The 15679-nt window shown below is 33.7% G+C and carries 14 protein-coding genes; 12 read left to right on the plus strand and 2 right to left on the minus strand.

The window, feature by feature from the left end; translation table 11 throughout:
* Window positions 1–480: 480 nt before the first annotated feature.
* The 10 genes from L0669_RS14180 to argH all read left to right on the plus strand — a co-directional run bounded on the left by L0669_RS14180 (window position 481) and on the right by argH (window position 11555).
* Entirely contained in the window at window positions 481–1122 is a 642-nt protein-coding gene (locus L0669_RS14180; protein ID WP_173972638.1) for a GNAT family N-acetyltransferase, read from the plus strand.
* Between the two features lie 66 nt (window positions 1123–1188).
* Window positions 1189–2382 (plus strand): argininosuccinate synthase, encoded by a 1194-nt coding sequence (locus L0669_RS14185; RefSeq protein ID WP_173972637.1) that lies wholly within the window; start codon window positions 1189–1191, stop codon window positions 2380–2382.
* Window positions 2375–3352: an N-acetyl-gamma-glutamyl-phosphate reductase gene (gene argC, locus L0669_RS14190; RefSeq protein WP_263758342.1), complete on the plus strand. Its 978-nt coding sequence runs from the start codon at window positions 2375–2377 to the stop codon at window positions 3350–3352. The genes L0669_RS14185 and argC overlap by 8 nt, the downstream gene beginning before the upstream one ends.
* A 79-nt stretch (window positions 3353–3431) precedes the next feature.
* The gene (locus L0669_RS14195; protein ID WP_263758344.1) at window positions 3432–4571 is read left to right on the plus strand and encodes an aspartate aminotransferase family protein; all 1140 of its coding nucleotides are present in this window, start codon (window positions 3432–3434) and stop codon (window positions 4569–4571) included.
* A gap of 102 nt (window positions 4572–4673) precedes the next feature.
* Window positions 4674–5867, plus strand: a complete 1194-nt coding sequence (locus L0669_RS14200) for a glutamate-5-semialdehyde dehydrogenase (RefSeq protein WP_263758346.1) — start codon at window positions 4674–4676, stop codon at window positions 5865–5867.
* Window positions 5868–6003: 136 nt separating this feature from the next.
* Window positions 6004–6765, plus strand: a complete 762-nt coding sequence (gene proB / locus L0669_RS14205; RefSeq protein ID WP_263758348.1) for a glutamate 5-kinase — start codon at window positions 6004–6006, stop codon at window positions 6763–6765.
* An 87-nt stretch (window positions 6766–6852) separates the two neighbouring features.
* Window positions 6853–7800, plus strand: a complete 948-nt coding sequence (locus tag L0669_RS14210; protein WP_263758351.1) for an N-acetylornithine carbamoyltransferase — start codon at window positions 6853–6855, stop codon at window positions 7798–7800.
* Window positions 7801–7894: 94 nt separating this feature from the next.
* Window positions 7895–8671, plus strand: coding sequence for an acetylglutamate kinase (argB, locus tag L0669_RS14215; protein ID WP_263758353.1), 777 nt, complete (start codon window positions 7895–7897; stop codon window positions 8669–8671).
* 277 nt (window positions 8672–8948) lie between these two features.
* Window positions 8949–10019, plus strand: coding sequence for a M20 family metallo-hydrolase (locus tag L0669_RS14220; RefSeq protein WP_263758355.1), 1071 nt, complete (start codon window positions 8949–8951; stop codon window positions 10017–10019).
* A gap of 255 nt (window positions 10020–10274) precedes the next feature.
* On the plus strand, window positions 10275–11555 hold the full coding sequence (argH, locus tag L0669_RS14225) for an argininosuccinate lyase (RefSeq protein ID WP_083691434.1): 1281 nt from the start codon (window positions 10275–10277) through the stop codon (window positions 11553–11555).
* Between the two features lie 74 nt (window positions 11556–11629).
* Here argH and L0669_RS14230 read toward each other — a convergent pair whose 3' ends face one another.
* On the minus strand, window positions 11630–12691 hold the full coding sequence (locus tag L0669_RS14230; RefSeq protein ID WP_263758357.1) for a pectate lyase family protein: 1062 nt from the start codon (window positions 12689–12691) through the stop codon (window positions 11630–11632).
* Between the two features lie 208 nt (window positions 12692–12899).
* On the opposite strand from L0669_RS14230, the gene L0669_RS14235 reads away from it, so the two are divergent.
* A complete protein-coding gene (locus L0669_RS14235) occupies window positions 12900–13901 on the plus strand; it encodes a DUF2157 domain-containing protein (protein WP_263758359.1) in 1002 nt (333 codons plus the stop codon).
* Window positions 13898–15073, plus strand: coding sequence for a hypothetical protein (locus L0669_RS14240; protein WP_263758361.1), 1176 nt, complete (start codon window positions 13898–13900; stop codon window positions 15071–15073). Before L0669_RS14235 ends, L0669_RS14240 begins: the two co-directional genes overlap by 4 nt.
* Before the next feature lie 89 nt (window positions 15074–15162).
* Here L0669_RS14240 and ytxJ read toward each other — a convergent pair whose 3' ends face one another.
* The gene (ytxJ, locus tag L0669_RS14245; RefSeq protein ID WP_263758363.1) at window positions 15163–15552 is read right to left on the minus strand and encodes a bacillithiol system redox-active protein YtxJ; all 390 of its coding nucleotides are present in this window, start codon (window positions 15550–15552) and stop codon (window positions 15163–15165) included.
* Window positions 15553–15679: the final 127 nt, after the last annotated feature.

The raw sequence follows: 15679 nt of genomic DNA on the forward strand, positions 1-15679 counted from the left end.
CTATCGGGCTTTTTTTTTAGATTTAGAAAATAAACTCAGAACCTCTTAGTATCTTAGAAACTTAGTACCTTTTAAAGAAAAAATAACATAACGATAAAAAAATGTTAGAATTTTATTTTTTTGTTTTGTAAATAAAAAAATAGTGTACTTTTGCAGCGATGAATAAAATAAGTTTACATATAACTTCTTTGTCACGGACAAACTTTCCTGTAACTTCTCCCGAAGTACGGATACTATCTCTATAGTATTCACAGAGTTTTTCGCCGCGTCTTTATTTATATTCATTTTTCATTTTGAAATCACAACATTTGTCCATTGGACAAACATATCCTAAAAGTATATATAATTTCCTGAATTTTCTTAATCAAGTTTTTGATTTTGAGAATGTTACTTCTATTATGTCTATTTTTGTCGGATCGATTTCCGGATTTCAAACTAAACAATACGTTTTAATTTTTAACTCTAACTTCAACTATTGAAATGAAAATCTCTATTGTTGTTACTCAGGAAGAACACTTCAAATTCGCACAGGAAATTTGCGATACAATAGAATCATCTGCCTTATTAAGAGGTACAGGGATTGCTAAAAGAACTCCTGAATACATTCAGAAAAAAATGTCGAATGGTGATGCGATGATTGCTCTGGCAGACGGAAAGTTTGCAGGTTTTTGTTATATCGAAAGTTGGCAACACGGAAAATTCGTTGCTCATTCTGGCTTAATTGTTCATCCGGATTACAGAAGTTTAGGTTTGGCAAAAAAAATCAAATCGAAAGTTTTTGATTATTCTCTAAAAAGATACCCGGATGCTAAAATATTTGGTATTACAACCGGTTTGGCTGTAATGAAAATCAACTCTGATTTGGGATATAAACCAGTTCCTTTTTCAGAATTAACAACAGATCCGAGTTTTTGGGCAGGTTGTAAAACGTGTACCAATTACCAAATCCTGCAAAGCAAAGAAAACAAAATGTGTCTTTGTACCGGAATGTTGTACGACCCGAAAGAAAAACAAAAAGATCCGCCAAGACATCCTTTTAATGAGGCTGTTTTAAGCAGATTAAAAAAAATTAAACAAGCCTTATTCTTAAATAAAATACTGTCTTTCGGTTTTTTATCTTAAGAATTTAAATTTAAAAAGAAATCTCAAACTTGCTACATACGAAAGTATTAGCCTAAATTATAAAAAATGAAAAAAGTTGTATTAGCTTATAGTGGAGGATTAGATACCTCGTATTGTTTGAAATATTTAAAAAATGAAAAAGGATACGAAGTTCACACCGTACTTGTAGATACAGGAGGATTTGATGCTGAAGAATTATCAGCAATCGAAAAAAGAGCTTACGAATTAGGAAGCGCACAACACGCAAATCTTACAATCGTAGACAAATATTACGACAAAGCTATAAAATATTTGATTTTTGGTAATGTATTAAAAAACAATACATATCCATTATCAGTAAGTGCAGAACGTGTTTTTCAGGCAATTGAAGCTATTAAATATGCTAAAAAAGTTGGAGCAAGCGCGATCGCACACGGAAGTACAGGTGCAGGAAATGATCAGATTCGTTTTGATTTAATTTTCCAAACCATTGCTCCGGAAATTGAAATTATTACTCCAATTAGAGATTTAAAACTTTCAAGACAAGAAGAAGTAGATTATTTATCTAAAAACGGAGTTCATTATTCTTGGGAAAAAGCACAATATTCGATCAATAAAGGACTTTGGGGAACAAGTGTTGGAGGAAAAGAAACTTTAACATCTAGTCAACCTTTGCCAGGTGATGCTTACCCTTCGCAATTGAAAAAAGAAGGAGAAGAAAAAGTAAGATTAGAATTTGAACAAGGAGAATTAGTGGCAATAAATGGTGTAAAAGACAAACCATCAAACAATATTGTAGCCCTTGAAAAGTTAGCAAATGCTTTTGCAATTGGTAGAGATATTCACGTAGGAGATACTATTATTGGTATTAAAGGAAGAGTTGGTTTTGAAGCTGCTGCGCCATTAATCATCATAAAAGCGCACCATTTATTAGAGAAACATACTCTTGGTAAATGGCAACAATACTGGAAAGAACAATTAGGAAACTGGTACGGAATGTTGTTTCACGAAGGTCAGTTTTTAGATCCGGTAATGAGAAACATCGAAACATTCTTGCAAGATACACAAAAAACAGTAAACGGTGTTGTAACTGTTTCTTTGAAACCATATCATTTTTCGCTTGACGGAATCGAATCAGATAATGATTTAATGAATACAGGATTTGGTCAATACGGAGAAATGAACAATGCATGGACATCAGACGATGCAAAAGGGTTTATTAAGATTTTAGGAAATGCACAAAACATATTTTCATCTGTAAATCATTTAGATCATGATTAATGTCGGAATAATTGGTGGTTCGGGCTATACGGCCGGAGAACTTATCAGAATCTTGATGTATCATCCCAATGTAAACATTGATTTTGTTTACAGTACAACAAATGCTGGAAAATCACTTTCTGTGGCACACCATGATTTGATGGGAGATATTGAAATGAATTTTACTGATGTTGTAAATCCTGACGTAAATGTTGTTTTTTTATGTCTGGGCCACGGTAAATCGATTTCATTTTTACAAGAAAATAAATTTGCTGGTCACACTAAAATCATCGACTTAGGAAATGATTTCAGATTAACGAAAGATGCTAATTTTGACGGAAAAGAATTCGTTTACGGATTGCCTGAACTGAATAAAGCAGCCATTAAAAAAGCAAATTTCATTGCAAATCCAGGTTGTTTTGCTACGGCGATTCAATTGGCTTTGTTGCCATTAGCGAAAAATAATCTTCTTAAAGATGACATTCATATTAACGCAACAACAGGAAGTACCGGAGCAGGAGTAAGTCTTGCTGAAACTTCGCACTTTAGTTGGAGAAACAATAATATGTCGCATTATAAAGCTTTTGAGCACCAACATTTGGGAGAAATCAATCAAAGCGTGAATCAATTGCAGGAAGATTATTCAGATGAGTTAATTTTTGTTCCGAATAGAGGAGATTTTACAAGAGGAATTTTTGCAACATTATATACAACTTCTGAAGAAAGTTTAGAAGATTTAGTAGCAAAATACCAAGATTTTTATAAAAATGAACCTTTTGTAACCGTAACAACGACAAACATCAACATGAAGCAAGTCGTTCAAACCAACAAATGTATCATCAGTTTATTGAAAAAAGGAAACCGGGTTTTAATCACTTCAATTATTGACAACTTAACCAAAGGTGCTTCAGGACAAGCGATTCAAAACATGAATTTAATGTTCGGATTAGAAGAAACGACAGGTTTACATTTGAAGCCAAGCGGATTTTAAATTGTTGTCAAAACGGTTAATCGTTTATTCGGTTAATCGATTAAACAAATGAACGGTTAAACAATTAAACAACAAGAAGATGAATTTATTTAACGTATACCCACTTTATGATATAACTCCTGTAAAAGCGCTAGATTGCACAATTACAGACAATAACGGAGTGGAATATTTAGACTTATATAGCGGACATGGTGTAATTTCAATCGGCCATACGCAACCTGATTATGTTGAGAAACTAAAAAATCAATTAGATCATTTAGGATTTTATTCGAATGCTATTCAGAATCCTTTGCAGGTAGAATTAGCTCAGAAATTAGGTAAACTTTCAGGATTAGAAGATTACGAATTGTTTTTATGCAGTTCTGGAGCTGAAGCAAACGAAAATGCATTAAAGTTAGCTTCTTTTCATAACGGAAAATCAAGAGTTATCGCTTTTGATAATTCGTTCCACGGAAGAACTTCTGCGGCCGTTGCCGTTACAGACAATAAGAAAATCGTAGCACCAATTAACGCACAACAAGTCGTTACTTTTTTACCTTTAAATCAAATCGAATTAGTTGAAGCAGAACTTGAAAAAGGAGATGTTACAGCAGTAATTATCGAAGGAATTCAAGGAGTTGGAGGTTTAGACCAAGGAACAACAGAATTTTTTCAGGCTTTAGAAAAAGCATGTAAAAAACACGATGTTGTTTTAATTTTAGACGAAGTACAATCAGGATACGGAAGAAGCGGAAAATTTTTCGCGTTCCAACATCACGGAATCAACGCTGATATTATTTCGGTAGCGAAAGGAATGGGGAACGGATTTCCGGTTGGAGCTATTTTAATTTCACCAAAATTTGAAGCAAGTTTCGGATTATTAGGAACTACTTTCGGCGGAAGCCATTTATCTTGTGCAGCTTCAATTGCCGTTTTAGATGTAATCGAAAAACTTGATTTACAGAAAAATGTAAATGAAGTTTACGAATATTTCTTAGAAAAAATCAAAGAAGTTCCAGGAATCAAACAAGTAAAAGGAAAAGGTTTAATGCTTGGAGTAGAATTTGATTTTGATGTAGCAGCTTTAAGAAAGAAGTTAATCATCGAAAAACATATTTTTACAGGAAGCGCCAACAACAAAAATCTGTTAAGAATTTTACCACCATTGACAGTGAAAAAAGCTGATATAGATACGTTTGTAAAAGCTTTAAAAGAAAGCTTGGAAGAGCTTAAAAATTAAATTACCGTAAAGTTAAACCTGACGGGTTTTTAAAACCCGTCAGGTTTAGAATATAAGTTTCTAAAAAGAAACGACCAAAAAACAACCAACCAACTATAAATTATGAATCCATTATCAATTGAAAAACGCAATCTGGTTTTGCGCTCTATGGCAAAACTGGTCGAGCAGTATCGAAATTCCATTATTCTTACTAGTAAAGAAGATTTATTAGCTTATGATGGTTCAGATTTAGCAATGCAGGAACGCTTAAAAGTAGATGATAAAAAAGTCGACGAGATGATTTTGTCTTTGAATCAACTAGCTTCTCAGGAAGATCCGGTTGGAGTAGAGCGTTTTCATTTTACTCATGATAATGGAATAAAAGTCATAAATAAAACAGCCGCTTTTGGTACGATTTTAATCATTTACGAATCTCGCCCGGATGTTACCATTGAAGCGGGAGGAATTGCCTTTAAATCTGGAAATAAAATTTTATTAAAAGGAGGAAAAGAAGCTTTAAAATCAAATTTAAAAATTGTCGATTTATGGCATCAGGCTTTAGAAGAAAATAGAGTTTCGAAAGACTGGGTAGAATATCTCAATTATAATCGTGCAGAAACACAGGCTTTTTTAGAAAAACCAACTCAAAAAGTAGATTTAATAGTTCCGAGAGGAGGAGAAAAATTAATCGAATTTGTAAAAGCACATGCCACTTGTCCGGTTATTGTAAGCGGACGGGGCAATAATTTTGTATACGTTCATAAAGATGCAGATACAGATTTGGCTTTAAAGATTATTTTGAATGCTAAAATCTCAAAAATATCAGCTTGTAATGCAGTCGATAAGGTTTTAATAGATTCTAAATTACCTAATTTTGAAGGTTTTGCTGCTATTTTGATCGAGACTTTAAAAGAATCTAATGTAGAAGTAATCGTTGATGAATCTTTGAAAAGTTTTGAAGATACAGAAACACTTCAAAACGAAGATATCTGGTACGAAGAATTTCTGGATTATAAAATTGTAATCGGTACCATTGATTCTGAGGAAAATGCAATTGACAAAATAAATAAATATTGTGGCGGACACTCGGCGGTAATTATTACCAGAGACGACAAAGCAGCTCAAAAATTTATGGATGCCGTTGATACAGCCGCAGTTTACCAAAATGCTTCAACCCGTTTCACAGACGGAGGACAATTTGGTTTAGGAGGAGAATTAGCGATAAGCACCGATAAATTGCACCAAAGAGGACCAATTGGTTTACAACATTTGGTAACCAATAAATGGTATGTTTACGGAGAAGGACAAATTAGGTAATTGAGATAATTAGTCAATTAGATAATTAGAATTTAATTGTAGACAAAGCTTTGCGAACTTAGCGTTTGTAAACACAAACAGAATAAAAAACCTTGCGGACTTTGCGGTTAAAACAACTGCGGTTAAAACAATAACAATGGGAAAAAAGCGGATTTTATTAAAAATAGGAAGTAATACTTTAACAAAAGAAACCAATCATATTTCGCGGGGAAAGATTGAAGACCTCGGAATGCAGATTGCAGCTCTCAATAAAGATTACGAATTTGTAATTGTAAGTTCCGGAGCAATTGCAGCAGCCAAGCAATTTGTAAAGCTCGAAAGCAAAGGAAAAGAAATTGCATTAAAACAAGCTTTAGCCTCAATTGGTCAGCCACATTTAATGCGGATTTTTCACGAGAATTTCAGCGATTTAGGTTTATTGACATCACAATGTTTATTGTCTTATTCAGATTTTGAGAAAGACCAGTCAAAAGTAAATATTGTCAATACGATAAACGTTTTGGTCGAGAACAATTACATTCCGATTATTAATGAAAATGATACCGTTGCCACAGATGAGATCAGGTTTGGAGATAACGATAAATTAGCGGCTTTAACAGCAGTATTGCTAAATGTTGATATTCTGATTATTGCCACCAATACGAACGGAATTTACACCAAGAATTCTATTCATGATGAAAATCCCGAAACGATTAAATTAGTAAATGATTTAAAAACATTGGAAAAAGAAATCGGCGAATCAAAATCATCACACGGAACAGGCGGAATGCAATCAAAAATTGAAGCTGCCGCAATTGCAAAAGCAGCCAACATCGAAACCTGGATCGTTAACGGATTAAATGATAATTTTATTTTAAAAGCATTAGAAGGCGAAATTCCTTTTACGAAAATTGTGTAGAAATGTTTATTTGTTTAATCGTTAATTCGGTTAATCGATCGGGCAAATAAACAGTTAAACAAATTAACGATTAAACAAGAAAAAGACATGAATTATATTTCAATAAAAGACATCGACTCATTATCAAAATGGGTAAAAAGTGCGTTAAAAATCAAAAAGAACCCACTTAAAAATCAAAAATTAGGTAAAAACAAAACCTTAGGAATGTTATTCTTCAACCCGAGTTTAAGAACGCGTTTGAGTACTCAAAAAGCAGCTTTAAACTTAGGAATGAATGTTATGGTAATGAATTTTACCAACGAAGGCTGGACATTAGAATTCGAAGACGGAGCAATCATGAATTCCGGTGCTTCGGAACACATTAAAGAAGCTGCCGAAGTAGTTTCTCAATATTGTGATATTATCGCTATCCGTGCTTTTGCAGGTTTGGTAGACAAAGAAAAAGATTATCAGGAAACAGTAATCTCAGGATTTTTGAAACACGCAACCGTGCCAATCGTAAATATGGAAAGCGCTGTTCGTCACCCAATGCAATCTTTGGCAGACGCCATTACAATGGAAGAATACAAAATGAAACATAAACCAAAAGTTGTTTTGTCCTGGGCGCCGCATCCAAAAGCTTTACCTCAGGCAGTTGCCAATTCATTTGTAGAAATGATGCAGATGCAAAAAGACATGGATTTTGTAATCACACATCCGGAAGGTTACGAACTAAGCCCCGAAATCACGAAAGATTGCAAAATCGAATACGATCAGGATAAAGCTTTCGAAAATGCCGATTTCGTTTACGTAAAAAACTGGAGTAACTTCAACGATTACGGAAAAGTAACCAACAGCGATCCAAACTGGACCGTTACAGCCGAAAAAATGGCTCTAACCAACAATGGAAAATTCATGCACTGTCTGCCGGTTCGTCGTAACGTAATTGTAAGCGACGAAGTTTTAGACGGAGAAAATTCAATTGTAATCGAACAGGCGAATAACAGAACGTATTCGGCACAATTAGTTTTACAAAAGATTTTAAAGAAAATGTAATTTTTTGAGGTACTAAGGCTCTAAGTTTCTAAGATGCTAAGAAACTGCTGAACAAAAACCTTAGTCCCTTAGAACCTTAGCAACTTAGAACCTCATGAAGAAAGTTACCGTTATAAAAATAGGTGGAAACATCATCGATAATCCAACAGAATTAGAACAATTCTTAACCGATTTTTCTAAAATTGAAGGCTATAAAGTTTTAGTTCACGGCGGCGGAAAATCGGCGACAAAAATGGCTCAGAGTATTGGTTTGGTACCGCAGATGATCGACGGACGCCGAATCACCGATGCGCCAATGCTTGATGTTGTCGTAATGATTTACGCAGGACAAATCAACAAACATATTGTAGCGCAATTACAAGCCAAAGACAATAATGCAATTGGTTTTTCTGGAGCTGATGGAAATTTAATTCAATCTACAAAACGAAATCACCCCACAATCGATTACGGATTTGTAGGCGATGTAAAACAGGTTAATACCAAATTATTAGCCACTTTATTAGAAACAGGAATCGTTCCCGTTTTTTGCGCCATCACACACGATAAAAACGGACAATTACTAAACACAAATGCCGATACTATTGCGAGCGAACTATCAATCGCATTGTCTGAAGTTTTTGATGTTACACTAACTTATTGTTTCGAAAAACAAGGCGTTTTGCAAGATTCAGAAGACGATTCATCTGTAATAACCCAAATCAACGAAGAACTTTATAATAAGCTAAAAGAAGAAAAAGTAATTCATTCCGGAATGATTCCAAAGCTGGATAATTGCTTCAATAGTTTGTCAAGAGGCGTTCAGAAAATCAAAATTGGGCATCATAAAATGCTTCAAAACCCTGACGTTCTGCATACAACGATTACTTTATAAAGTGATTGCCACGAATTACACAAATTGACACTATTTTTTTCTGTTTAAAGAGAAAATAATTTTAGAAGTACATAAAAAAGTTATTTTGATTTTAAATCTTTTACAAAAAGATAATTTGTGAAAATCACTGCAATTAGTGGCAAAAAAACAGAGCTTCGCAGTACTTTTAAATTTTAATTTAAGAAATTTGCGCAAATTAAAAATGTCACAGATTTAATTAAAAACTTCGTGACTTTGTCCCGATAGCTATCGGGATAACGGCAAAGAAACCATAACTATGAAAAATATTGCAACGCTTACCCAGGAAGCAATTAGTTTATTAAAAAGCCTTATCGAAACCCCTTCTTTTTCAAGCGAAGAAGATCAAACGGCACTTTTAATAGAAAATTGGTTCAATCAAAACGAAATTCCTTTTAAAAGAGAAAATAATAATGTTTGGGCTTTCAATAAATATTTCGACGAAAATAAACCAACACTTTTACTAAATTCACACCACGATACCGTAAAACCAAATCAGGCCTACACCAATGATCCTTTTAAAGCCATCGAAAAAGACGGCAAATTATTCGGACTAGGAAGCAACGATGCAGGAGGATGTCTCGTTTCGTTATTAGCCACTTTTGTACATTTTTATGAGAATCAAAATTTGTCTCATAACCTTGTAATCGTAGCTTCGGCAGAAGAAGAAAGCAGCGGAAAAAATGGTTTAAATAGTGTTTTAAAACATTTACCAGAATTAGATTGCGCCATTGTAGGAGAACCAACATTAATGCAACTTGCTGTTGCTGAGAAAGGTTTGTTAGTTCTTGACGTAAAAGTAAAAGGAACCGCAAGTCACGCCGCGCATCAAAACGATGATAATTCATTATACAAATCAATTCCTGTAATGGAATGGTTTAAAAACTATAAATTCGACAAAATTTCAGACGTTTTAGGTCCCGTAAAAATGACCGTAACGCAAATTAGTGCCGGAAAACAACATAATGTAGTGCCTTCAGAATGTGATTTGGTGGTAGACATTCGTGTAACAGATCGTTATACAAATGCCGAGATTTTAGAAGTAGTAAAAGCAAATGTAAATGCCGAAGTAACGCCAAGGTCAATGCATTTAAACGCATCGTCTATTCCGGTTGAGCATGGTTTAGTACAAGCCGGAATCGCTTTAGGAAGAACAACTTATGGCTCGCCAACACTTTCAGATCAATCCGTTTTAAGCTGTCAGTCTTTAAAGTTAGGCCCAGGAGAAACATTACGTTCACATTCAGCAGACGAATTTATTTTTGTAAACGAAATAGAAGAAGGAGTCGATTTGTATATCAAAATACTAACTGATTTCTTTAAATTATAATATTAATCCTTGTCCTGAGCGAAGTCGAAGGATTAGGAGCTATTTCCCGCTATCCGTTCCAATCTTTTATTTTTTTAAAGAAAAAAAATAAAAGGATTTCCACTGCTATCGGGGCTAGAAACACCAACAGTATAAACGACAACATTAGAATAAATTAGAAAATAAACCACAAAGAAAGAAATCTAGAATCTAAGAAGTTCGAAAATCTAAGCAGTCTAAAAATCTAAAATCTAAGAAGTCTAAAAAACAGAACCTATGAAACTTTGGGAAAAAGGAATACCAACAGATAAACAAATCGAACATTTCACCGTAGGTAACGATCGTGAACTCGATTTAGTTTTGGCAAAATACGATGCTTTAGGTTCTATTGCACATGCTAAAATGTTGGGGCAAATTGGTTTATTAACTCAGGAAGAAACCACTTCTTTGGTTGATGCCTTAAACGAAATCATTGCTGACGTTGCAAAAGGAAACTTCGTAATCGAAGACAGTTTTGAAGACGTACATTCTAAAATAGAATATTTACTAACCGTAAAATTGGGCGACGCCGGAAAGAAAATCCACACCGCGCGTTCTCGTAACGATCAGGTTTTGGTTGATGTTCATTTGTATTTAAAAGACGAATTAAAAGCCTTAAAAGAACAAGTAAAAACATTATTCGACTTGTTGATGGAATCGGCAGAAAAACACCAAAATGTTTTATTGCCAGGATATACACATTTACAAATCGCCATGCCATCCTCATTCGGAATGTGGTTTTCTGCTTACGCTGAAAGTTTTATTGATGATGTTACGATGTTAAACGCAGCTTCAAAAATTGTTGATCAAAACCCGTTAGGATCTGCCGCAGGTTACGGAAGTTCGTTCCCAATCAACAGAACATTTACAACTCAGGAACTAGGTTTTGAAACTTTAAAATTCAATGCTGTTGCAGCACAAATGAGCCGCGGAAAAGCAGAGAAAACTGTTGCATTTGCAATGGCAAGTGTTGCAGGAACTTTATCAAAATTCGCCATGGATGTTTGTTTGTACATGAGCCAAAACTTTGATTTTATTGGTCTTCCAGCACATCTTACAACAGGATCGAGCATTATGCCGCACAAGAAAAATCCGGATGTTTTCGAATTAATCAGAGGAAAATGCAATAAGATTCAGGCACTTCCATACGAAATCACTTTAATCACTAATAATTTACCAAGCGGTTATCACAGAGATTTACAACTTTTGAAAGAAGGATTATTTCCAGCACTTCAAAACTTAAAAGCATGTTTAGATATTGCGATTTTTTCTGTAAAAGACATTACAGTAAAAGACAATATCTTAAAAGATAAAAAATACGATTATTTGTTTACAGTAGATACTTTAAACGAAATGGTAGTTGCAGGAATGCCTTTTAGAGATGCGTACAAAGCTGTTGCTGAACAATTAGAAGCAGGAACGTATCAATCTCCAAAAGAAACAAAACACACGCACGAAGGCAGTATTAATAATTTATGTCTGGAAGCGATTAAAGATAAAATGAAAGCCGCTTTTTAAAGCTTTCTCCCAATAAAAAAAAGCCGATTTGTATTAAATGCAAATCGGCTTTTTTTTATTTAATAGTATTGTGATTAGCTTTTATTACTGCAAGTTGTAGATATTACTCCATTCGAAGTTACCTGAAGTGTTGCTCCGGCACCACATGTTGAGTTAGTTACATATTGTTCTACTTTTCCAAGAGGAATCGTAGTGTAAGTATAAGAAGGTTTATTCACTTTGGTCCCAAAATCCATTGGACCTTTGCGACAACGATCAAATACAATCCCAACCGTTCCGCCGTCTGTACTTATATATTCTTTAAAAACCTTTTCTACTTTTGCAAAATCAGTTCCTTCAACATAACAAGTTGAGTTTTTAATTCCTCCGCCTAAACCAATAGCCAAAGAACCAGATTCTGATGTGTTGTAATAACAATTCAGGATATGAAGTTCTGCATTTCTGGCGCGCGGCATTCTTTGTTTGCAGCCTTCTGCCCAATAACAATTCTTGAAAGTTATGCTGTAATGTCCGTCAGCAGGAGCATCATTTTTGTTTGAGCCAATAAGATTACTAAACCTATGATCGTCTGCTCCGCCAGATCCACCAGCTTTAGGGGCTTTTAAATACGTAAATTTACACCATGAAATTGTAACGTTATCGGTTTTTCCTTTATTATCAAAATTGCCGTCCTGACCATCCTGAAACTCACAATGATCAACCCAAAGATTGGTACAATCTGCAGTAAGATTATCTTGTCCGTCAATGTCATATGCGCCGGGGCCAACGAAAACAAGATTTCTGATAATAACATTATCAGAACCCGGTTTTAAAGATAAAATACCCGCTCCCGGATTCGACTGGTTTTCATTAACCAGTTTAGCACCAGGCAATCCTAACAAAGTTTTATTGGTTACCATTTCATGAATAGGCTCACCACTCGGAATTGTAATTATACCTGAAATTAAAATTACTGCCGGCGATTTCGATTTAATTTCTGCCAACAAATCATTATAAGTTGTTACTGTAACGGGAGTAGAGCTTCCGCCTCCAGTAGTGGCTGCGCCAAATCCTTCAGGAGATTCCATATAATAATTTTGTGCAAAAAGAGAAGACATACTCAATAAGAAAAAGAGTAAAAGCAGATTTTGTTTCATTTTATAATGATGTTTTTATTTGTGGTTTCTTTAATTGATTAGTTAAATGTAATCGATTACACAAATTTAAATGATTAATCTTTACGATTAACTATTTTACAGAAAATATTAACGATTTAAATGATTTAAAATTTATAAGTATTTTTTTACTAACAAAATATTCAATCAAAAAGACTATTTTTGATTTGTATGACTATAAAAGTAAATTATGAATAAGTTTGATGACCAGGCAACAAAATCGCTTTTGGATAAAAATCTAATAACTGAAAATCAATATCAGGAAATTACCGCCTATCGCAATTTAAATATTTTCTCGCTAAATGCAGAACTGAAATTGTTTCTCTATTTATCGGTTTTATTGTTTACTTCCGGAATAGGGATTTTAATTTACAATAATATAGATAGTATTGGTCATATTGCGATTCTTTCTTTATTGTTGGTCGTTATAGTAGTTTGTTTTTATTATTGTTTTAAAAACTCAAAAGGATTTCAAAAACACGAAACCACTTTTGAGCATCCGGTTGTAGAATATCTGGCATTGGCTGGGAGTATTTTAACGTGCATTTTTATAGGGTATCTGCAATTTCAATATCAACCATTCGGAACAAATTATAGATTCGCAACTTTAATTCCAACCATAGTGAGTTTCTTCTGTGCGTATTATTTCGATAATAAAAGTATACTGACTATTGCGATTACAGGTTTGGCTGCTTTCATCGGGCTTTCGGTTACACCACAGGATTTACTAAATAATAGTAATTTTTATCAGGATCAAACATTAAGTTATTCTGCAATAATATTGGGCATTTTACTTATTTTATGGACGATTTATAGTTCCAAAATTCAGTTGAAAACACATTTTAATCTTATCTATCTCACTTTTGCCTTGCATATCATTAGTATTGCTGCAATTAGCAGTTTATTTGATTATTTCGAATACGGAATTTGGTTTTTATTTCTGATTGTCTTGGCGGCATCTTCTTTTTATTTTTATAAAATTAGCCATGAGCTTAAAGCAATTTCGTTATATGTATTTATGATTATCTACGCTTATATCGGAATTAATATTTTCCTGGTTAGAATTTTTGACAGCATTAATTTCTCTGATGTTTGGGTATTATTTATTATGATCCTTCCGGTATATTTTATAGGATCTATAATTATGTTTATTAAATTGATTAAAACCTTCAATAAAGAAATTGCAGCATGATAATATACGATAAAAATTTATTAAACAATCTAGCTTTAGTAGAAGAGGCGAAGACTTTAGAATCTGCCGGTTTTATTAGCAAAGAACAAAAAAATCTGATTAAAAAAGAATTGCCGGCTTTTAAGAGACAAAGTAATCTTCTCATACGTTTAGGATTCTTTTTGCTGGGAGCATTTTTGTATTTATCTGTGTGTGGTGTAATCTCATTAATGGGACTTACGAGTTCTGGTTCTGAACATACTTTTTTTAAGGTTTGTTGCTTTATATTCGCTGCTATTGGTTTTGCCGGAGCAGAGTTTTTGGCTGTACAAAAATATTACGGACACGGTTTAGATGATGCCTTTATTTTAGGTGCTATTTTAAATATAGGATTTGCTATTGCTATAATCACTGAAGGTTATGAGCTGCAAATAGCGCTTTTTGTCGCAGTAGCTTCCTTTTTTATGTACAGACGATATTTGCATTTATTGTCTTTATTGGTTTTCTGTATAGCAGCTACAGCAATTTTATTTTTCGGAATGTTCGAATTTGGAGATATCGCCAAAACCATCTTACCATTTGTAGCCCTGCTGGCTTCGGCTATATTTTATTTCTTAACAAAAAGAATGATCAATAATCTTAAGGACATTTATTTCTATAATGGTTTATTATTAGCTAATAGTTTCTGTTTGGTATTGTTTTATCTTTCATGCAATTATTTAGTTGTTAGGGAACTTTCGGTGGAGTTTTTAGGAAATGAAGTACTTCCGGGACAAGATATTCCGTTTGCTTATTTCTTTTATGCTTTTACATTTATAGTGCCGGCTGTTTATTTGGTTCAGGCTTTAAAAACAAAAGACAGAATTATGCTGTGGATCAGCTTTTTGGCTATCGCATTTTCTTTCTATATCATTCGATTCTATTACTCAGTTTTACCAATAGAAGTAGCGCTAACCCTTGGTGGATCAATAATGTTTGCTATTGCTTATTTTGCAATTCGAAAATTAAAAGATAAAGAAAGTGGTTTGACTTTTAAACCGGATAGAATAAATCACTCAAATGCAATTTTAAATGCCGAAGCTTTAATCGTAGCCTCAACATTTGGCATGAAACCGGAAGTAAAAGGACCAGATTCTCCAATGGATTTTGGTGGAGGAGGATTTAGTGGAGGAGGTTCAGAGGGAACTTTTTAATTTTGTAAAAAGTGAAACGTAAAAAGTGAGATGTAGGTTTATTTAATCTACATCTCACTTTTTACAAAAATCTTTTTACAAGAAAAAAATTATATTTTTTCTTTTAAAGCCACAGCGTCAATATCGCTGTGCGAAACATCATAAACAGCTTTTCCGTCTCTGATTAAGATTAATTGAGGAGATTCATGATATACATTAAACCTGCTGGCAATTTCGTTAGAGATATCTCTGTGCGCAATTAAATCTAAAAAATAAGCAGCAACGCTATCGTTTAAATCGTATTCACGTTCAAATTGTTTCAAAGCCATTCGGCTAATACTACATCTTGTACTGTGCTTAAAAATTACAACCGGTTTCTCATTTGAGATCGCTGTAACTTCTGATAATTGCGCAATATCTGTTAATTCTGTCCAATTAACATTGCTTTTTTGAGATTCTGTGTTCTCTGAACTTCCGAAGATTGAATTTAAAAAACTCATATTGACGTGTTTTATGACTTTTTGACGTGTAAAAATGATAAAAATCAGTTTTTTAGCGTCATTTTGTCTGTATTTTTAGTGTGGAATATAATTTGAATAATCAGATGCAAAGTTAAATGATTTAAAC

The sequence above is a fragment of the Flavobacterium bizetiae genome (assembly GCF_024271895.1).
GTDB classification, from domain to species: Bacteria; Bacteroidota; Bacteroidia; order Flavobacteriales; family Flavobacteriaceae; genus Flavobacterium; species Flavobacterium bizetiae.